This window comes from Janthinobacterium aquaticum (assembly GCF_009208565.1).
GTDB lineage: Bacteria > Pseudomonadota > Gammaproteobacteria > Burkholderiales > Burkholderiaceae_D > Janthinobacterium.
The window spans coordinates 131,963-149,790 of record NZ_WFLK01000015.1 but is presented as its reverse complement, the minus strand read 5'-3'; the positions used below and the strand labels follow the sequence as shown (position 1 = coordinate 149,790).

Annotated in this window: 16 protein-coding genes; 8 read left to right on the top strand and 8 right to left on the bottom strand. The window is 63.6% G+C overall.

Translation table 11 applies throughout. The annotated features are described in order from the left end of the window. Positions 1-3: 3 nt before the first annotated feature. The 3 genes from GCM43_RS26270 to GCM43_RS21545 all read left to right on the top strand — a co-directional run bounded on the left by GCM43_RS26270 (position 4) and on the right by GCM43_RS21545 (position 2,040). On the top strand, positions 4-561 hold the full coding sequence (locus GCM43_RS26270) for a TolC family protein (RefSeq protein WP_264372666.1): 558 nt from the start codon (positions 4-6) through the stop codon (positions 559-561). 200 nt (positions 562-761) lie between these two features. Further along, complete coding sequence (locus GCM43_RS26265) at positions 762-1,391, top strand: TolC family protein (RefSeq protein WP_226929609.1); 630 nt, start codon at positions 762-764, stop codon at positions 1,389-1,391. 73 nt (positions 1,392-1,464) lie between these two features. Beyond that, the gene (locus GCM43_RS21545) at positions 1,465-2,040 is read left to right on the top strand and encodes a DUF1349 domain-containing protein (RefSeq protein ID WP_152247939.1); all 576 of its coding nucleotides are present in this window, start codon (positions 1,465-1,467) and stop codon (positions 2,038-2,040) included. 61 nt (positions 2,041-2,101) lie between these two features. Here the strand turns inward: GCM43_RS21545 and GCM43_RS21540 are convergent, their stop codons facing one another. Next, positions 2,102-2,470, bottom strand: a complete 369-nt coding sequence (locus GCM43_RS21540) for a hypothetical protein (protein ID WP_152247938.1) — start codon at positions 2,468-2,470, stop codon at positions 2,102-2,104. Between the two features lie 426 nt (positions 2,471-2,896). Here GCM43_RS21540 and GCM43_RS21535 point away from each other — a divergent pair, with 426 nt between their 5' ends. Further along, positions 2,897-3,862 carry a hypothetical protein gene (locus GCM43_RS21535; protein WP_152247937.1) on the top strand — a complete coding sequence of 322 codons (966 nt, stop codon included), beginning with the start codon at positions 2,897-2,899 and terminating at the stop codon, positions 3,860-3,862. 39 nt (positions 3,863-3,901) lie between these two features. Here GCM43_RS21535 and GCM43_RS21530 read toward each other — a convergent pair whose 3' ends face one another. From GCM43_RS21530 to GCM43_RS21515, 4 genes are all read right to left on the bottom strand, one after another. Beyond that, positions 3,902-4,957, bottom strand: a complete 1,056-nt coding sequence (locus GCM43_RS21530; RefSeq protein ID WP_152247936.1) for an NUDIX domain-containing protein — start codon at positions 4,955-4,957, stop codon at positions 3,902-3,904. Continuing rightward, positions 4,954-6,669, bottom strand: a complete 1,716-nt coding sequence (locus GCM43_RS21525; protein WP_152247935.1) for an NAD+ synthase — start codon at positions 6,667-6,669, stop codon at positions 4,954-4,956. Before GCM43_RS21525 ends, GCM43_RS21530 begins: the two co-directional genes overlap by 4 nt. A gap of 80 nt (positions 6,670-6,749) precedes the next feature. Continuing rightward, entirely contained in the window at positions 6,750-7,265 is a 516-nt protein-coding gene (locus GCM43_RS21520) for a ClbS/DfsB family four-helix bundle protein (RefSeq protein WP_152247934.1), read from the bottom strand. A 39-nt stretch (positions 7,266-7,304) separates the two neighbouring features. Then, positions 7,305-9,764 (bottom strand): DUF3772 domain-containing protein, encoded by a 2,460-nt coding sequence (locus tag GCM43_RS21515; RefSeq protein WP_152247933.1) that lies wholly within the window; start codon positions 9,762-9,764, stop codon positions 7,305-7,307. A 291-nt stretch (positions 9,765-10,055) separates the two neighbouring features. Here GCM43_RS21515 and GCM43_RS26520 point away from each other — a divergent pair, with 291 nt between their 5' ends. The 3 genes from GCM43_RS26520 to GCM43_RS21500 all read left to right on the top strand — a co-directional run bounded on the left by GCM43_RS26520 (position 10,056) and on the right by GCM43_RS21500 (position 15,145). Continuing rightward, entirely contained in the window at positions 10,056-11,660 is a 1,605-nt protein-coding gene (locus GCM43_RS26520; protein ID WP_152247932.1) for a methyl-accepting chemotaxis protein, read from the top strand. 193 nt (positions 11,661-11,853) lie between these two features. Further along, positions 11,854-13,542, top strand: a complete 1,689-nt coding sequence (locus GCM43_RS21505) for a methyl-accepting chemotaxis protein (RefSeq protein WP_152247931.1) — start codon at positions 11,854-11,856, stop codon at positions 13,540-13,542. 61 nt (positions 13,543-13,603) lie between these two features. Next, positions 13,604-15,145 carry a cryptochrome/photolyase family protein gene (locus tag GCM43_RS21500; RefSeq protein WP_152247930.1) on the top strand — a complete coding sequence of 514 codons (1,542 nt, stop codon included), beginning with the start codon at positions 13,604-13,606 and terminating at the stop codon, positions 15,143-15,145. Positions 15,146-15,203: 58 nt separating this feature from the next. Here GCM43_RS21500 and GCM43_RS21495 read toward each other — a convergent pair whose 3' ends face one another. Next, complete coding sequence (locus GCM43_RS21495) at positions 15,204-15,503, bottom strand: AzlD family protein (RefSeq protein ID WP_152247929.1); 300 nt, start codon at positions 15,501-15,503, stop codon at positions 15,204-15,206. Beyond that, positions 15,496-16,197 (bottom strand): AzlC family ABC transporter permease, encoded by a 702-nt coding sequence (locus tag GCM43_RS21490; RefSeq protein WP_226929607.1) that lies wholly within the window; start codon positions 16,195-16,197, stop codon positions 15,496-15,498. Before GCM43_RS21490 ends, GCM43_RS21495 begins: the two co-directional genes overlap by 8 nt. A gap of 175 nt (positions 16,198-16,372) precedes the next feature. Between GCM43_RS21490 and GCM43_RS21485 the strand changes: the two genes are divergently transcribed. Next, the gene (locus GCM43_RS21485) at positions 16,373-16,831 is read left to right on the top strand and encodes an Lrp/AsnC family transcriptional regulator (protein ID WP_152247927.1); all 459 of its coding nucleotides are present in this window, start codon (positions 16,373-16,375) and stop codon (positions 16,829-16,831) included. Between the two features lie 3 nt (positions 16,832-16,834). Here the strand turns inward: GCM43_RS21485 and GCM43_RS21480 are convergent, their stop codons facing one another. After that, positions 16,835-17,824, bottom strand: coding sequence for an NAD(P)H-quinone oxidoreductase (locus tag GCM43_RS21480; protein WP_152247926.1), 990 nt, complete (start codon positions 17,822-17,824; stop codon positions 16,835-16,837). Between the last annotated feature and the right edge of the window lie 4 nt (positions 17,825-17,828).

The window sequence follows — 17,828 nt, the reverse complement described above, 5'->3', positions numbered from 1 at the left end:
CCCATGCACAAACCCTTGTCCATCCTGGCCGCGGCGCTGCTGGCCGGCTGCAGCATCACGCCGGCGCACGTCACGCCGCAAGTACCGGCCATTACCCTGGCCAGCGCCCAGCAAAGCGCATTTGCCACCAGCCCCGCTGCGGCTAGCCAGGCCCCGTGGTGGGAATTTTTCGACGATGCGCGCCTGGCGCAGCTGATCCACAGCGCGCTGGCGCACAATCTCGACATCGCCCAGGCCCAGGCCAGTTTGCAGGCGGCGCGCGCGGTGCTTGACGAGCGGCAGCTCGACCAGTTGCCTGGCGTGACCGGGCAGGCCGGCTGGCAGCGCACACTGCAACAGGATACGCCGGCCACGCGCAGCGCCAGCACCAGCAGCCGCATCGGTTTCGATGCGCAGTGGGAGCTCGATCTGTTCGGCCGCCTGGCCCACCTGAGCCGCGCGGCAGCCGCACGCAGTGTGGCGGTGCAGGCGGACCTGCACCAGCTGCAGCTGACGATCGCCGCCGAGGTTGTGCGCGCACCTACTTCGAGGCTCTGGGCACGCAGCAGGCGCTGGCACTGACGCAGGCGGACATCGACAGCTGGCGCGCCACGCTGGCGCTGGTCGACGCGCGCCTGCGCTCCGGCAGCGGCCTGCCCGAGGAACGCCACAACGTCCAGGCCAACCTGGCGCGCAGCGAAGCAGCGCTGCCCCCGCTGCAGGCGGCGCTGGCGCAGGCCCGCTACCGGCTCGACGTGCTGTGCGCGCAGCCGCCTGGCACCATGGCGCTGGCCAGCCTGGCGCCGCAACCGGCGCCGCTGGCCGGACGTCTGCCGCTGGGCGATGTCGGCCAGCTGATCCTGCAGCGGCCCGACGTGGTGCGCGCCGAACGCCTGCTGGCAGCCTCCGGGGAGGAAGTGGGTGCGGCCAGGGCTGAGCTGTATCCACGCCTGAGCCTGGGCGGCTTCGTGGGCTTTTTTGCGCTGCGCGGCAGCAGCGTGTTCGATGGCGGAGCACGCGCATTCGAGCTGGCGCCCGGTATCAGCCATCCGGCCTTCCGGCTCGGCAGCGCCAGGGCGCGTGTGCGCGGCAGCGTCGCGCTGGCGCAGGGCGCGCTGGCCGGCTACGAACAGGCGATCCTGCTGGCCCGCGAGGAGGTGGAAAACGCTGTCACGCAACTGGTGGAAAACCAGCGCCGGCTGGCGGTGCTGATGCAGTCGGCGCAGCATGGCAGCGCCGCGCTCGATATCGCCCGCACGCGCTACCAGCGCGGCGCCGGCAGCTACCAGGCTGTGCTGGAAAACCAGCGCGCGCTGCTCGAGATACGGCACGCTGCACTACAGGCTGAAACAGCGTCCTATGTAAACGCCATCACCCTGTACAAGGCGCTGGGCTGGGGCCATGCCATCTAGTGTTTTCGCGCTGACTGTACAGGCAGGCCGGTTCGGTGCACACTGGCCAGCCACCCATGTTGAAAGGCGCGCAATGTTCGCACAAGGCAGCTGGCTCAATCCACCGCAAGACCATGTCATCGGTGAGACGCAACTGCGCATGGTGACCGACGCCGGCACCGACTTCTGGCGCAAGACGGCGTATGGCTTTATCCGCGATAACGGCCATTTTTTCGCCTTTCACAGCGCTGGTGACTTCACCGCCCAGCTGCATGTGGCAGCCGAGTTTTCAGCGCTGTACGACCAGGCCGGCCTGATGGTGCGCATCGACGAGCAGAACTGGCTCAAATGCGGTGTCGAGTTTTCCGATGGCCAGTATTTGCTGAGCACGGTGCTGACGGTCGGCCAGTCCGACTGGGCCGTCAGCACGGCGCCACCGATGCCCGATGGTTTCTGGCTGCGCGTGACGGTGGCGGCAGGCGTCATTCGCGTCCAGTATTCGGTCGACGGCCGGCACTGGCCGCTGCTGCGCCTGGCGCCATTTCCGCAAGCGGAAAACTACCTGGTCGGCCCCATGAGCTGCACGCCCGAGCGGGCCGGGCTGGCCGTGACCTTCAGCCAGTTTGCGCTGACGGCGCCGCTGCAAAAAGACCTGCACGATTTGAGCTGAAAAGTCTGAGCTGAAAAGGTAGTGAGGACAGTGCCGTAGCGGCCGGCGCCTTTTGGCATTGCTACTCGTGCTGGTTGATCGAGCGATGGATATCTTTCGATTCATTGCGCCCGGGCCGGTCATCGGCCAGCTTGCCCGCTTCGCTTTGCGGCTGGTTGCCCGAGCCCTTGACGTTGGCATGGCTGTCCGGCTGGCCCAGCGTGTGCATGTTTTCCTGCTCCACCGGATCGGGCCCCCCCTGCGGCGTGATGACGTCGTTGGCCCAGTGGCCGCTGTTGACATTGCCGCTGGCCAGCTTGCCACCGCCCTGGTTGGCGTACGGGTCGCCGGCAGCCTTGTCGGCATCGGTCTTGTCGATCCGCGTATTGCGGCCCTGCTCGGTAGGATGCTCGGGAATATGCGGTTCGGTATCAGTGATCTGCTTTTGCATGCTGTGCTCCGTCGATGATGATGTCGAATATCGATATTAGGAGCTTGTCACCGCCAGCGAGATAGGCGGCTGCCGTCTTGTGATGTAGGAAAATGCCTTACTGAGTGACTCTCTGACGGACAAAGAGGACCGCGCTGAGCTATATCCACCCAACTTGCATGCGCCGGAAAAAGTGCGGATTTTTATTAATTTCTTGCGCGATTTTTTCGATGCGTCTGTGTGATGTTTCACGTTAAAAGCAGCTGAAAAAGCCGAAAATACAGAAACAATTTCTCAGGGCAAACGAACGGCGCTCATGCGTTTCTCGTCCTAGACTATTGCCATGTCCACAGCTTATCGCTGGCCTGCAGCAGCACGCAGACGGCCGGGCTGTGGTGTGAAGCGACTGATGTTTTACCTCAATCACCCCTTTGACCGGAGACCATCATGACACAGACTTTGGCAGCAGTATTCGACCGCCGCGACGTGGCCGAACAGGCGCGGCAAAAACTCATCACTGCAGGCTTTGGCAGCGAGCGTATCCGTCTTAACGATACCGCCAGCGACTACAGCGGCCGGCCGGCCACCCCGACCGGCACCATCAGCGCGGCCGAGGCGGCGCGCGATGATGAAGGCTTTGTCGCCAGTATCAAGCATTTCTTTGCCGACCTGTTCGGCAGCCACGATGACCGCTATGTGTACGCCGAAGCCGTTTCGCGCGGCCACGTGGTGCTGACGCTCGAAGGCGCCAGCGATGCGGAAATCGACCGCGCCAGCGATATCGTGGAAGACTTCGGTCCTCTCAATATCGAAGAGCACAGCGAACAGTGGCGTGCCGGCGGCTGGAGCCGCGATGACGGTAACTTCACCACCGCCACCAATCAAAGCGGCGTGGCCAGTGTCGGCAACCTGAGCGGCGCCAGCCTGCAGGCAATGACCCCGCCAACGGGCATGGGCGGTGAACTGGGCATCGGCGGCGCTACCGGCAACCTCGCTGGCAACCTCGGCGGCAGCTCGCAGGATCTGTCGACGGCCTCGCAGCAGTTCGCCACCGAAGAAGCCATCCCTGGCGGCTTTGCCGGCGTAGGCGATACCGGCCGCTCGGCCAGCATTGCCCGCAATGTGCGCAGCTATCCGCGTACCGACAGCCTGCAGAACCTCGCTTCGGACGACGACCAGTACTATCGCAGCCACTGGGACCGTACCTATCTGTCGACCGGCGCGCGCTATGAAGACTACGATCCGGCCTACCGCTATGGCCGCTCGATGGCCGACAGCGACACCTATCGCGGCCGACCATGGGATGAGGTGGAACCTGACCTGCGCAGCAACTGGGAACATACGTATCCACAGTCAACCTGGGAAAACTTCAAGGCTGCCGTACGTCACGGCTGGGATCGCCTGACCTCGTAAGCCTTTATACTGACGCTGTGACGCTGGCGCCGCCTGGCGTCAGCGTTGTTCCTGCGTCAGTTTCAGGAAGTGATTGAGGATATGAAAATGATCCTCGAAGAACTGCTCTTCCATCCCCGCCAATGCGGCCAGCGGCAACCACTGCGCCAGCGCCGCATCATCGGCCGCTGCCACTTCCGGCAGCTGGCTGGTTTTCAGATCGAAATGATGGGCGTGCGTAATGGTGCGTCCGCGCTGGCTGCGGTCGGGATGGTCGAACACGGCCACGCCCACCAGCGCCTCGGCCAGTGTGGGTGCCAGCACGCCCAGCTGCGTTTCTTCAGCCAGTTCGCGGATGGCACCCTGCAGCAACCGTTCGCGCGGCTCCAGAAAGCCGCCCGGCAGCGCCCATAGCCCTTTGCCCGGATAGCCGCCACGGCGCACCAGCAGCACATGGCCGCCGGTCTGCACCAGCGCGTCGACGGTGCAGAAAATCGGTGCATAGGGCGCCGCGCGCCAGCGCGCCTTGTACGCTTCGATGGCGCGGTGTTCCTGCACCAGCGGCCCATACCACGGCAGCAGCGTCCAGGCCTTCAGATACTGGCTGACCGCCAGCGGCAGCAGCTGCGCCACCGCACTGAGCGATACATCGATCTGTTCGGCTTCAAACAGCACATTGCGTATGGCGGTCGCGCCGATGGGCGCGGCATCGTCGATCTGCTGGTTCAGCAGCTGCCACTGCGGGAAGTGATGCAGATAGTAGCTGGTGGCGTCCTTGAAGCAGGCCACCAGCGCATGGCGCTGCGCGCGCGGCACGGCGCCAGCCACGGCGGCACGTACGGCGTCGGCCCACAGGCCATCGTCATAGTAATCGCGCACCGGCACGTAATGCACGCGCTCGCGCTGCGCTTCGGGCAGCGTGGCCGCGATCATGGCGGCGCGCTCCTGCCACGTGAACGGGTTTTTCGGACTGCGCGCATGGAACGCCGAGCCGAGCACTACCACCACCTGCGCGCCGGCGGCCAGCGCCGCCTGCAGCAGGCCGGCATGGCCATTGTGAAACGGCTGGAAGCGTCCGATCAGGATCGCCACATCATGTTGAAACGCTGCTTTCATGCACAAGCTCCGGTCGGGTAACGGGCGGCGATCGGCAATTGCCGGCCACTGCCAAAAGCGCGTGCGCGCACGCGGATAATCGGTGCGGCCTGGCGCCGCTTGTATTCATTGCGCGCCACCATGCCCAGGATACGCGTGATCAGGCGGCAACCGTCATCGGTCTCGCGCAGCCTGGCCACGAAAGCCTGCGCCTGCGCGCTTTCCTCGGCCGGCAGGCGCACGCCTTCGATATGCCATTTGAGGATTTCATCGAGCACGGGGTAGGGCGGCAGGCTGTCGGTATCGCGCTGGCCTGGCGCCAGTTCGGCCGACGGCGGCTTTTCCAGCACGGCCACCGGAATGATCTCGCGCCCGGCACTGTCGTTCAGATGGCGCGACAGCGCAAATACCTCAGTCTTGTACAGGTCGCCGATCAGGCCCAGGCCGCCATTGGTGTCGCCATACAGCGTGCAGTAACCGACCGAGATTTCACTCTTGTTGCCGGTCGTGAGCAGCAGGGCGCCAAAGGCGTTCGAATACTCCATCAGAATGGTGCCGCGCACGCGCGCCTGCAGGTTTTCCAGCGGCAGGCCTTGCAGCACGCCGTCAAATGCGTGCGCATAGCCGGTTTCATACTGCGCCACGATGTCGCGAATCGGATGGGTATGGAGCACGATGCCCAAGTTGTTGCACAAGGCCATCGAGTCGGTCACCGAGCCAGCACTGGAAAACACCGACGGCATGGTGATGGCCACCACATTGGCCGCTCCCAGCGCTTCGACCGCCAGCGCCAGGGTCAGCGCCGAATCGATGCCGCCCGAGCAGCCCACCACGACCTTGGCAAAGCCGCAGCGGCGCGCATAGTCGCGCAGGCCCAGCACGATCTGGCGGCGCGCAAATTCGACGGCCGCGATACCCTGTGGCTCGGGCACGGGAAACGGCGCGCCATCGATCTGCACGAACTGGCCTTGGTTGAAATGCAGCAGTTGCACGTCTTCGGTAAAGCGCTCCGCCTCGAACTGCAGCTGGCCGCTGGACGACATGGCAAACGAGGCGCCGTCGAACACCAGCTGGTCATGACCGCCGATCTGGTTGACGAACAGCAGCGGCAGCTGCTGGCGCGCGCAGGCGGCGCCAAACACGGCATGGCGCCGCGCGCGCTTGCCGATATCTGACGGGCTGGCGTTGATGCTGACGATCAGGTCGGGCCGCGCCGCACCGAGCGCATCGAACGGGTTGATGGCGTAATCGCGGCCATCGTCATTCCAGCCGTCTTCGCAAATCATGAAGCCGACCTTGTGCTCGCCCACCTGCAGCGTGCAGGCGCCAGCCGGGCCCGGTTCAAAATGCCGGCCTTCGTCAAAGATGCCGTAGGTGGGCAGCAGCTGCTTGTAGTATTCGGCCACGATCTGGCCATTGCAAATTGCCAGCAGGCTGTTGTGGAGTGGCTTGCCCGGGCCGCGATTGCGGCGCGCCGTGCCCAGTACGGTCACCAGCTGCGGCCAGCGGGTGGACGCCTGCAGCATGTCTTCCAGGCCGCGTTCGAGCTGCTGCAAAAATTCGCTGTCTTCAAACAGGTCGCCAGGATAATAGGCACATAGCGACAGTTCGGAAAAGACCAGCAGTTGCGCGCCCTGTTCGCTGGCGCGCTGCATTTGCGCCTGCATGGCGCGGGCATTGCCGTCGATATCGCCGACGGTGAAATCAAGCTGGGCAAGAGCCAGTGCAAGCATGTGATGTCCCATAAATGGTTGCATTGAAAAATGCTATCGTGCCTGAAAACCGCCAATCCGTACTGATGCAATCGTGCAGGCTACGTCAAAGTGCGCTGCCACGCGCGCAATCGCTTGCAGGCGTTGGCATAGGGCGACGACGTATTGAACTGGATCATGCGGCCCATGGTGTACTGCCGATACCAGTTCGTGCCATACAGTTCGGCATCGTCATGCTCGTTGACCAGCGCCAGAAGCCCATCCTTGGCGCGCGCCAGGCGCTCGCGCAAGGCATCAAAGCCTGTGGCGGCATGGTCAGCATAGAACTGCTGCGCCAGTTTGCCCAGAGCGTTCCACGTGAAACCTTCGGCCGGAAAAGCAATCTCATCGATGGATTTGCCGGCGCGCAGCTGGGCATGCCAATCCAGCACCAGCTCATTCCAGCCCACCAGATAGGCAAGCAGATCGCATACGCTCATGCGCGTGCCAGCCACTTGCCCCTCCAGCACGGCCTCGCGCGCCAGGGCTGGCGGCACCTGCGCCAGCGCCTGATCCAGTTTCGCATAGTTGCTGGTGATAGCGTCGATCAGCTCCTGCTTGCTTGTTGGCACCGCCATCGATTCTCCTTGCTGTGAAACTTATGACGTCACGCTCTGTCAGGCGCCGCTCAGCGGCGGCGTTGGTGCAGGTGCAGCAGACGCCGTCATGGCCGGAGCCACCGGCCCCGCCACCGCCGGCACCTCGACAGCGCCCGGCATCGGCATCGGGCTCAGCACCATGGTACTGGGCTTGGAGATCGAAATATCGGCTTCCTTGAGGCGCTTGAGCAGCTCGAACAGCAGCGCGCTGCGAATGCCGCCGGTCAACCGTGGCGACGAGGCAAAGCCGGTGGCGTTAAACATCAGGTTGCCGTTGTCGATCGAATCGAGCTGCACATTGGGCGCTGGCGTCTCGAGCACATCGTGATTGTCGATAAAGGTCTGCAGGATCAGCGCGCGCGCCTGCTCGGCATCGGTGCCCAGCGGCAACGGCAGCTTGACCTGCACCAGGCCCAGCGGGCTGGCCAGGGTGACGTTGCGCACGGTCTTGGTAATGAATTCCGAGTTCGGCACGATCACGGTGGAACGGTCGCCCATCTGGATTTCGGTAGCGCGCACGTTGATGCGGCGAATATCGCCTTCCACCCCGCCCAGCGAGACCCAGTCGCCGACCTTGACCGGGCGCTCGGCCAGCAAAATCAGGCCCGACACAAAGTTCTGCACCACCGCCTGCAAACCGAAACCGATACCGACCGACAGCGCCGAGGCCACCCATGCAATGCGTTCCAGCCCGATGCCGGCAGCCGACAGCGCCAGCGCCACGGCCGTCACGCCACCGATATAGCCAAACAGGGTCAGGAACGACACCTGCATGCCCGAATCCAGGCTGGTAGTCGGCAGATAGCTGTTCTGCAGCCAGCGCTTGAAGACGCCCACGCCGATATAGCCGACCAGCAGCACCAGCAAAGCCTGGAACACCGCGCCAGGGCGGATCGCCACTTCACCGATGGCCAGCCCGTCCTGCAATTTGCCAAGGCGCTGGAACAGCTCAGCCGGACCTTCGCCAAACGGCGCCAGCAACAGCATCAGCATCAGCATGACGATCAGCGCGCGGCCCAGGCCCGACAGCAGCACCGCTGCCTGGTCGCGCGCCTTGGGCGTGGCCAGCACCGGATTGGCGGCGTCCGGCGGCGGTGGCGTCGAGGCCAGCAGCATGCACACATCGTCGACCAGCACCGTCAGCAGATAGGTGGCGCACAGCACCACCACGATCCAGGTAATTTGCTTGGTGACGAAACTGCCGAATGCCACATAGCCGATCAGCAGGCTGACCAGGCTGGTGGCCAATGCCAGCCACAGCAGCACCACCACGCAGCGCAGCCACAGCGGCGTTACCGGCGAGTTCGGTTCGGCCGCGCGCACCAGGCGCCAGCAGCGCTCGGCGCGCAGCAAGCCGTAGGCCACCGTGATGCTGAGCACCAGCGCGACGATGCAGTTGACCGCCACCGCTGTCGACAAACCGGTATTGATCACCACCGACACCCGCTCGGCCGCCCACACCAGCACCATCACCAGCGCAAATACGGTCGGGTAACGCCCCATGCGCGTAGCCAGTGCATCGGACAACGGCAGCAAACGCCACGAGGCGCGGTTGGGCGACAGCAGCGCGTGGCCCAGGCCTGCAGTAAAACCGGCAAAGCAGATCACGCCAACCAGGCTGCTCAGGAACAGATTGGTCTTGTCGGACAGGCCGCCACTCCAGCGCAGGCCGAACGCCAGCAGTTCGGCCACCAGGCCCGGCGTGGCCAGCGCCAGCACCAGCACGGCCAGCGCATGCAGCGAGCGGCGCAGGCGGCCATGCGGCACGCGCGTCGAAGTCAGCAGCAGCAGGCGGCGCGAGATCCACAGGCTGGCCAGCAGCACCGCCACGATGCCAGCAAAAATTGCCGCCCATACCGTTACCGGCGTGCTGCGCGCAGCGTCAACCAGTTCCTGGCCGAGGTTTTGCAGGCGCAGCACCGTCTGCGGCCATTCGGCATGCAGCTGCTTCCAGAAGCCACCGGCCAGAATCGAGGAAGTGCGCTGGCCCAGCCGTGCCTGCAACTGCGCACGACGCACCGAAGTGACCTGCTCGGAAGCCTGGGTCGCTTCGACCGACAGCAACCGCGCCAGCTTGACCTGCGAATCGAGCGCGCTGCTGTTGCGGTTCAGTGTGCTGCGCTGCGCTGCCACATCGGGTGCGTCCTTGGTGCCGGCCGCCGGCGTGCCGAGTTCGGCCAGGCGCGCCTGCACGCCGGCCAGCACGGGCTCAATCGAGGCGGCCACCTTGTCGGCCTCGGCACTGGCCGCCAGCGCGTCCGATTTCATCTGCGACAGCGAGGCGTCGGGCACGTCTTCGTCGCCATCGAGCGTTTTCTGAATCGACGTGATCTGCTTGCGCAGGGTGTCGAGGCGCTGCTCGGCGGTCGCGGCATCGTCGCCATCGGACTGGGCATGCGCCGGGCTGCCGATCAGGCAGAAGGAAAACAACAGCGCCCACAGCAAGGGCAAGAGTCGGAAATTACGATAAGCAATCATGCGAACCTGATCAGTAAAGTGGAATAGCGTCGAGATGCCTGATCAGCGCAATGCCATCACGCCGGGTCTCGACCATGGACATGCCAATATAGCGGAAAAGCCTGCAGAAACACGCTCATTTGCGCCGTATGCCAGCGCCTGCCCAAATTTTATGCAAGCAACAAGGTTGCTATTCCACCTACTCACATTTCCATATGGAAATGCTTTCTGAACAAGTCTAGGATGGAGTTCCGCTCGGCCGTACGCGTTTACCTGCTTCGCCGCTTATTCCCTCATCACAGCGAGCTCTCCATGAAGTTTCTCTCCCATCTCAACATCGGCAAACGCCTGGCATTGGGCTTCGGCCTGATCGCCATCATGCTGATCGTCATCTCCCTGCTCGGCATCAGCATGCTGGGCAAAATCAACGGCGGTACCGACCGCATCGTCAAGGACAGCATGCCCAAGATTGCCATCGCCAATGCCCTGTCCGACAACGTCAATCGCATGGCCATCGCCTTGCGCAATAGCATGCTCAGCGACGACAGCGCGGATCAGCAAAAACAGCAAGCCATCGTGCTGGCGGCGCGCAAAGAGGCCAACGACAATCTGGAGCGCCTGCGCACCGTGGTGCAGTCGGAAAGGGAGCGCGAAATGCTCACGCAATTGCAGGCGACCAACAGCCGTTATGCGCAAGGCTGCGATACCTTGCTTGCACTGATACGCAGCGGCACGCGCGAAGAACGCCGCACCTATCTGTACGGCCAACTGCGCCCGGTACTGGCCGTCTATGAAAAGCAGCTGGCAGACCAGGTCGCGTTTCAAAACAGCCTGGCCGAGGCCGATGGCGCCAACGCCAACCAGACTTTCCACGACACCCGCAACTGGCTGTTCGCCCTGGCCGCCGCCGCGCTGGTGCTGGCGGGTGTGCTGGCGGCAATCATTACGCAATCGGTAACGCGGCCGGTGGCCAGCGCGCTCAAGGTGGCCAATACGGTAGCCGCAGGCGACCTGAGCAGCACTATTGAAATCAGCTCGCACGACGAAATGGGACAACTGCTGCAGGCGCTCAAGCGCATGAACGACAGCCTGGCTGCCACCGTCGGCACGGTGCGCAGCGGCACCGAAACCATCGCCACGGCGTCGACCCAGGTGGCGGCCGGTAACCTCGACCTGTCTGCACGCACCGAGCAACAGGCCAGCTCGCTGGAAGAAACCGCGTCCTCCATGGAAGAGCTGACCTCGACCGTGCGTCAGAATGCCGACAACGCACGCCAGGCCCATGTGCTGGCCGACACGGCCTCCGGCGTGGCCCGCCGCGGCGGCGACGTCATCGCCCAGGTGGTGCAGACCATGCAGCAGATCGATGCATCGTCGAGCAAGATTGCCGACATTATCGGCGTCATCGACGGCATCGCTTTCCAGACCAATATCCTGGCGCTGAACGCGGCGGTGGAAGCGGCGCGCGCCGGTGAGCAGGGGCGCGGCTTTGCCGTGGTCGCCACCGAAGTGCGCAGCCTGGCGCAACGCTCGGCCGCTGCCGCGCGCGAGATCAAGACCCTGATCGCTGATTCGACCAGCACGGTCGCCAGCGGCAGCGCGCTGGTGCAACAGGCCGGCGCCACCATGGATGAACTGGTGGGCAGCGTACGCCGCGTTACCGATATCATGGAAGAGATCACTGCGGCCAGCGCGGAACAAAGTGCCGGCATCGAACAAATCAACCACGCCATCAGCGAAATGGACCATGTCACCCAGCAAAACGCGGCGCTGGTGGAACAATCGGCAGCGGCCGCTGCCGCCATGCAGGAGCAGGCCGCCACGCTGGCGCAGGTGGTCAGCGTCTTCAGGCTGGACAACAATGGCCGGCAGGAACCGCGCGGGCAAGTAGCAAGACTGGCGTGGGACGCCGCCTGACAGCACTGATGTTGCCATTGCATACTTTTACGCGATTGCAACTTTGTTTGATTCAGGACAATGACAAGAATCCATGTGTATTGCACTATCGCTATCCCTTGCTGGTACGGTGAGCAGGGGATTTCCTCACGTTGCGGCCAGTTTGCCGGCAGGTGCAGCGCAGGCTCTTCCATTCTCGCTATCGGACTCAGTCATGAAGTTTATTTCCAATATCAATATCGGCAAGCGCCTCGCGCTGGGCTTTGGCGCCATCAGCGCCATGCTGATCGTCATTTCCTTCCTGAGCTTGAGCATGCTGGGCAAGATCAATCAGGGCACCGACCATATCGTCAAGGACAGCATGCCCAAGATCGCCATCGCCAATGCGCTGGCGGACCATGTCAACGAAGTGGCTATTTCACTGCGCAACAATATGCTGACCACCGATCCGCTGGACCGGCAAAAGCAGCGCGCCGCCGTGCTGTCGGCGCGTGCAGCCGCTGCTGCCGACATCGACCGGCTGGAAAATCTGGCCCGCCTGGCCGGCGAACGCGAGCTGGTGGCGCAGCTGCGCGCCGCCCACCTGCGCTATGCGCAAGGCCAGGACAAACTGCTCGAGCTGGTCAGCAACAGCACGCTGGAGGAAAGCCGCACCTATATGTACAACGAAGTGCGCGCCATGCTCGACGACTACAAGCGCCTGATCACCCAGGAAAACACCCTGCAGAACCAGGAAGCCAACGCCAACGCAGCCAGCGCCCATGACAGCTATCTGGCCACGCGCACGCTGCTGATCGGCCTGTCGCTGCTGGCGCTGCTGGCCGCGGCGCTGCTGTCCTGGCTGATTACCCATTCCGTTACGCGTCCTCTGCGCCAGGCCTTGAAAGTGGCCCATACGGTGGCCGACGGCGACCTCACCAGCACCATCATGGTCGAGTCGAACGATGAAATGGGCGAGCTGCTGCAGGCGCTGAAAGTCATGAACGACAGCCTGGCGCGCACGGTCGGCACGGTACGTGCCGGTACCGATACCATCGCGGCCGCTTCTGCGCAGGTAGCGGCCGGCAGCCTGGACTTGTCCTCGCGCACCGAGCACGAAGCCAGTTCGCTGGAAGAAACCGCCTCGACGATGGAAGAGCTGACCTCGACCGTCAAGCAGAACGCCGACAATGCGCGCCAGGCCCATGTGCTGGCCGACACCGCGTCCGGCGCAGCCCAGCGCGGCGGTGAAGTGATCGCCCAGGTGGTGGCCACCATGGACCAGATCAGTCAGTCATCGAGCAAGATCACCGATATTATCGGCGTCATCGACGGCATTGCCTTCCAGACCAATATCCTGGCCCTCAATGCGGCGGTGGAAGCGGCGCGCGCCGGCGAGCAGGGCCGTGGCTTTGCGGTGGTCGCCACCGAAGTGCGCAACCTGGCGCAGCGCTCGGCCGCCGCCGCCAAGGAGATCAAGAGCCTGATCGACGCCTCGACCGACTCGGTGGCCAGCGGCAGCGCGCTGGTGCACCAGGCCGGCGCCAGCATGACCGGCCTGGTCGACAGCGTACGCCGCGTCACCGATATCATGGGCGAAATCACCTCGGCCAGCAACGAACAGACGTCCGGCATCGAACAAATCAACCGCGCCATCAGCGAGATGGATAGCGACACCCAGGAAAACGCCGCACTGGTCGAGGAATCGGCCGCTGCTGCCGCCGCCCTGCGCGAACAGGCCGCCAGCCTGGCGCAAGTGGTGAGCGTTTTCAAGCTGGGTGACCAGCCCGCCATCACCATCGAGAAAACCATGATCAGCGTACCGACCTTCGGCAGCAGGGTCGTCCCGGTTGCAGCCGCCAAGCCGGCGGCCAGGCCGGCCGCGCGCACCGAGGCTGAACTGTCGGAGTGGGAAGAGTTTTAAGCCTGCAGGCTGGCCTGAAGCCGATTACACTGGCAGCTTTGCAGCCAGCCTTGTCTCCGCCATGCCAGCCAGATCCCATACCCTGCGCCTGATCCTGGGCGACCAGCTCAATTTGCAGCACCGCTGGTTTCGCGAAGTCGACCCGCACACCACTTACCTGATGATGGAAGTGCGCCAGGAAACCGACTACGTGCTGCATCACGCGCAGAAAATCCTCGCCATCTTTGCCGCCATGCGCGAGCTGGCGCGCCAGCTGCATGCGCTTGGCCACCGCATCCACTACATCACCATCGACGAGCCGGAAGCGCGCCGGCCGCTGCTCGACAATATCGACACACTGATCGCTCACTACGGCGCCACCGCCTTTGAATACCAGGCGCCTGACGAATGGCGCCTCGACGAGCAGTTGTACCGGCATGGCCGCCAGTCGAAAGTAGCGTGGCTGATGGTCGACAGCGAGCATTTCTATACCACCCGCAACGAGGCAGCCGATATTTTCAGGAACCGCAAGCAGTGGCTGATGGAGTTCTTCTACCGCCAGATGCGCGTCACCCACCAGGTGCTGATGGTCGACGCCAAAAAGCCGGTCGGAGAACAGTGGAATTTCGACCACGACAACCGCAAGCCATGGCGCGGCACGCCGCCCGAACCGCCTGATGCGCGCACGCTGCATGATCACAGCGCGCTGTGGCAAACCATCGTTGAGGCTGGCGTAAAGAGCTTTGGCGAGCCGCAGGCCAGCGAGTTCCCGTGGCCGCTGCATCGCGCCGAAGCACTGCAGCAGCTCGACGCCTTTATTACCGGTGCGCTGCCGCATTTCGGCGACTTCCAGGACGCCATGAGCAGTAAGGCCTGGCGTTTGTTCCATTCGCTACTGTCGTTTGCGCTGAACGTGAAAATGCTCAATCCGCGCGAAGTGGTGGCCCGGGCCGAGGCGGCCTATCACGCCGGCCAGGCGCCGCTGGCGGCGGTGGAAGGCTTTATCCGGCAGATCCTCGGCTGGCGCGAATATGTGCGCGGCGTGTACTGGGCGCAGATGCCGGGCTACGCCGAAAAAAACTATTTCCACCACCAGCGCGACCTGCCGCGCTGGTTCTGGGATGGCAAAACGAAGATGCATTGCGTGTCACAGGCCATTACCCAGTCGCTACAGCAGGCGCACGCCCACCATATCCAGCGCCTGATGGTGATCGGTAACTTCGCGCTGCTGGCCGGCCTCGATCCGGCCCAGGTACACCGCTGGTACTTGGGCATCTATATCGATGCCTTCGAGTGGGTCGAGCTGCCCAATACGCTCGGCATGAGCCAGTTCGCCGACGGCGGCATGCTGGCCACCAAGCCTTACGTATCGAGCGCCGCCTATATCGACCGCATGAGCGACTACTGCAAGGGCTGCCACTACGATAAAAAAGCGCGCACCGGCGAGCTGGCCTGTCCCTTCAACGCGCTGTACTGGGATTTTTTCGACCGCAATACCGACCTCCTGGCGCGCAACCCGCGCATCGGCATGGCTTACCGGCAGCTGGGAAAAATGGATGCAGCGGCGATTGCCGGCTTCAGGCAGCACGCTGGCAGGCTGCTGGAAAAGCTCGATGACCTGTAAGGGGTGAACATAAAACTCGATTTAACAGCATTAAATTCAATTTTATGTTCACGGCTTATCAGCCCATCAGCCGCCCCAGCAGGCCGGTAGCTGCCACGCCGATAAATACCGTCGGCAGCAGCGACAGGCGCGTGGCGGCCAGTACGGTAATGGCCAGCGCCAGCAGCTTGGCCGGCTGGTCCGAGACAAAGGCCGGTGCGATTACGGAGATCAGCACGCAGCCCGGCACGTTCTCCATCACCGCCAGCATGCGCGGACTCAGGGTGCGGTTGCGCAGCAGCAGAAAGCCCATGATGCGCGTCAGATAGGTGGCCGTGGCCATCAGCACGATCACCAGCAAGGTTGTTAGATCATGCATGGCCATCCTCCAGCAGCACGGCGGCAACTAGGCCGGCTACGGCGCCCAGCGCCACATGCCAGGCGCCTGGCAGCAGCAGATAGGCGCCGGCCGAAACGACCAGGCTGACCAGCCAGGGCCGGCTGGCGCGCACGCCCTTCCACATGCCGCGCAGCAGCACCAGAAACACCGCCGTAAACGCCATCTCGAAGCCGAACTGCTCCAGGTCGCCCATGCGCGGGCCGATCGCCGCGCCCAGCGCCGTAAACGCCACCCAGCTTGCATACAGGCCGCCAGCCACGCCCAGGTAGTACGGCATGCTCAGGCGCGTCGCGCCGCGCGCCCTGGCGTCGGCTAGCGCCAGCGCCCAGGTTTCATCGCACATCAGGAACAGCGCCGGCAGCGCCTGGCGCCGCTTCAGATGGCGCATATAAGGCACCAGCGCGGCACCCATCAGGATATGGCGGCAATTGACCAGCAAAGTCATGCCGACGATCAGCAGCAGATGCGGTGGCGACGTCCATAGCCGCACGGCGGCAAACTCGGAGCCGCCGGCAAAATTGAGACCGGTCATCAGGGCCAGTTCGGCCACCGACAGGCCTTTTTGCGCAGCCTGCGCGCCCAGCACCAGCGCAAACGGCACAAAGCCCAGCATGACCGGCAGCGATGCCGTCAAGCCGCGCAGCGCTTCGCGCGCCTTGCCGGTTTGCGGCATGCCGTCGGCGGCCGGGTCAAGAACAGGTACAGCGGGGGAGGGAGAAGTATGCATGACGATCCTTTCCCCTCCATTTTCGGCCAGATCGGCTGGAATCGGATTGCGTTGTTGCCACGATTACGCAGCCAATTGGCAGTAGAATCTATTTTTAGCCGTGATACTGGAATTGATCGCCATGAAGCTCGACGCCATCGACCGCCGCATCCTCGGCGCGCTGCAGCGCGACGGCCGCCTGCAAAATATCGAACTGGCCAGGGAAGTGGGCCTGTCGCCTTCGCCCTGCCTGCGCCGCGTGCGCCTGCTGGAAGAAGCTGGCGTGATCGAACGCTATATGGCGGTAGTCAATCCGGCCAAGGTCGGCCGCGGTTTTACCGTCTTTGCGCGCGTCTGGCTGACCGGCCAGGACACCAAAACGGTACGCCATTTCACGACCGCCATCAGCCAGTTGCCCGAGGTGGTGGAATGCCACCTGATGGCCGGCGACTGCGACTTCCTGCTGCGCGTGGTGGCCGCGGATCTCGATGGCTACTACCAGTTCCAGATCCGCTACCTGACCACCATCAAGGGCGTGCAAAGCGTGAAGACCGATATCCCGATGCAAAATATCAAGCAGACCGCAGCCATACCGGTGTAGGCGCTAGTCGGCGCCGGTCACCAGCACGATCTTGCCGACATTCAGACCGTCTTCCATGCGTTTTTGCGCAGCGCCCGCTTCGGCCAGCGGATAGACGCTGTCGATCACAGGGCTCAGGCCGTCCTGCACAAAGTGCGCCAGCCAGCGTTCCCTGAAGCGGCGCGACATGGCGTGCTTGACTTCCTGGGTGCGCGATTTCATCACCGTGCCGACAATCTGCAGATGGCGATACAGCACGCGGTCGAGCGGAATTTTGGCGTTTTCCACGCCGCCCATGATGCCGATCTGCACCAGCCGGCCGCCGAAGTTGAGCGAGTTGACGTTGCGCTCGAAATAGGGCGCACCGATGAAGTCGAGGATCACGTCCACGCCACGGTTATCGGTGCGCTGGGCCACCACTTCGGCAAAGTCCTGTGTCTCGTAATCGATGGCATGGTCGGCGCCCAGCTTGTGCACGATAGCGTGGGCGCTGGCCTTGGCAGTGGTCAGCACAGTAGCGCCCGAGGCATGCGCCAGCTGCACGGCAGCGCCGCCTACGCCACCGGCGCCGGCATGGATCAGCACCGTTTCGCCCGGCTGCAATTTACCGAGGTGTATCAGCGCTTCATGTGCGGTGACGAAAACTTCGGTAATAGCAGCTGCCTGGATATAGTCGAGGCCTGCCGGTATCGGCATGGCCATGCGGTAGTCGATGCGCGAGACTTCGGCGTAAGCGCCGCCGCCAACGATGCCCATCACGCGGTCGCCCACGGCATAACCTTCGACCTGCTCGCCGACGGCAATCACGTCGCCGGCAATTTCCAGTCCCATGATGGTGGAGTCGCCGAAATCGGGCCAGCCGTAGCCGCCGCGGCGGTGCGTCAGGTCGGCGCGATTGACGCCAGCGGCGCGGGTGCGCACCATCAGGTCGTGCGGCCGCAATACGGGTTCAGGGACTTCGCCGATTTTCAGAACGTCGGTCGAACCGAATTGGTCAAAGGTGATAGCTTTCATGTTT

Excerpts from the sequence above, each read along its gene's own strand:
- GCM43_RS26270 (WP_264372666.1), top strand. The coding sequence starts at position 4 with ATGCACAAACCCTTGTCCATCCTGGCCGCGGCGCTGCTGGCCGGCTGC.
- GCM43_RS26265 (WP_226929609.1), top strand. The coding sequence starts at position 762 with ATGGCGCTGGCCAGCCTGGCGCCGCAACCGGCGCCGCTGGCCGGACGT.
- GCM43_RS21545 (WP_152247939.1), top strand. The coding sequence starts at position 1,465 with ATGTTCGCACAAGGCAGCTGGCTCAATCCACCGCAAGACCATGTCATC.
- GCM43_RS21540 (WP_152247938.1), bottom strand. The coding sequence starts at position 2,470 with ATGCAAAAGCAGATCACTGATACCGAACCGCATATTCCCGAGCATCCT.
- GCM43_RS21535 (WP_152247937.1), top strand. The coding sequence starts at position 2,897 with ATGACACAGACTTTGGCAGCAGTATTCGACCGCCGCGACGTGGCCGAA.
- GCM43_RS21530 (WP_152247936.1), bottom strand. The coding sequence starts at position 4,957 with ATGAAAGCAGCGTTTCAACATGATGTGGCGATCCTGATCGGACGCTTC.
- GCM43_RS21525 (WP_152247935.1), bottom strand. The coding sequence starts at position 6,669 with ATGCTTGCACTGGCTCTTGCCCAGCTTGATTTCACCGTCGGCGATATC.
- GCM43_RS21520 (WP_152247934.1), bottom strand. The coding sequence starts at position 7,265 with ATGGCGGTGCCAACAAGCAAGCAGGAGCTGATCGACGCTATCACCAGC.
- GCM43_RS21515 (WP_152247933.1), bottom strand. The coding sequence starts at position 9,764 with ATGATTGCTTATCGTAATTTCCGACTCTTGCCCTTGCTGTGGGCGCTG.
- GCM43_RS26520 (WP_152247932.1), top strand. The coding sequence starts at position 10,056 with ATGAAGTTTCTCTCCCATCTCAACATCGGCAAACGCCTGGCATTGGGC.
- GCM43_RS21505 (WP_152247931.1), top strand. The coding sequence starts at position 11,854 with ATGAAGTTTATTTCCAATATCAATATCGGCAAGCGCCTCGCGCTGGGC.
- GCM43_RS21500 (WP_152247930.1), top strand. The coding sequence starts at position 13,604 with ATGCCAGCCAGATCCCATACCCTGCGCCTGATCCTGGGCGACCAGCTC.
- GCM43_RS21495 (WP_152247929.1), bottom strand. The coding sequence starts at position 15,503 with ATGCATGATCTAACAACCTTGCTGGTGATCGTGCTGATGGCCACGGCC.
- GCM43_RS21490 (WP_226929607.1), bottom strand. The coding sequence starts at position 16,197 with ATGCCGCAAACCGGCAAGGCGCGCGAAGCGCTGCGCGGCTTGACGGCA.
- GCM43_RS21485 (WP_152247927.1), top strand. The coding sequence starts at position 16,373 with ATGAAGCTCGACGCCATCGACCGCCGCATCCTCGGCGCGCTGCAGCGC.
- GCM43_RS21480 (WP_152247926.1), bottom strand. The coding sequence starts at position 17,824 with ATGAAAGCTATCACCTTTGACCAATTCGGTTCGACCGACGTTCTGAAA.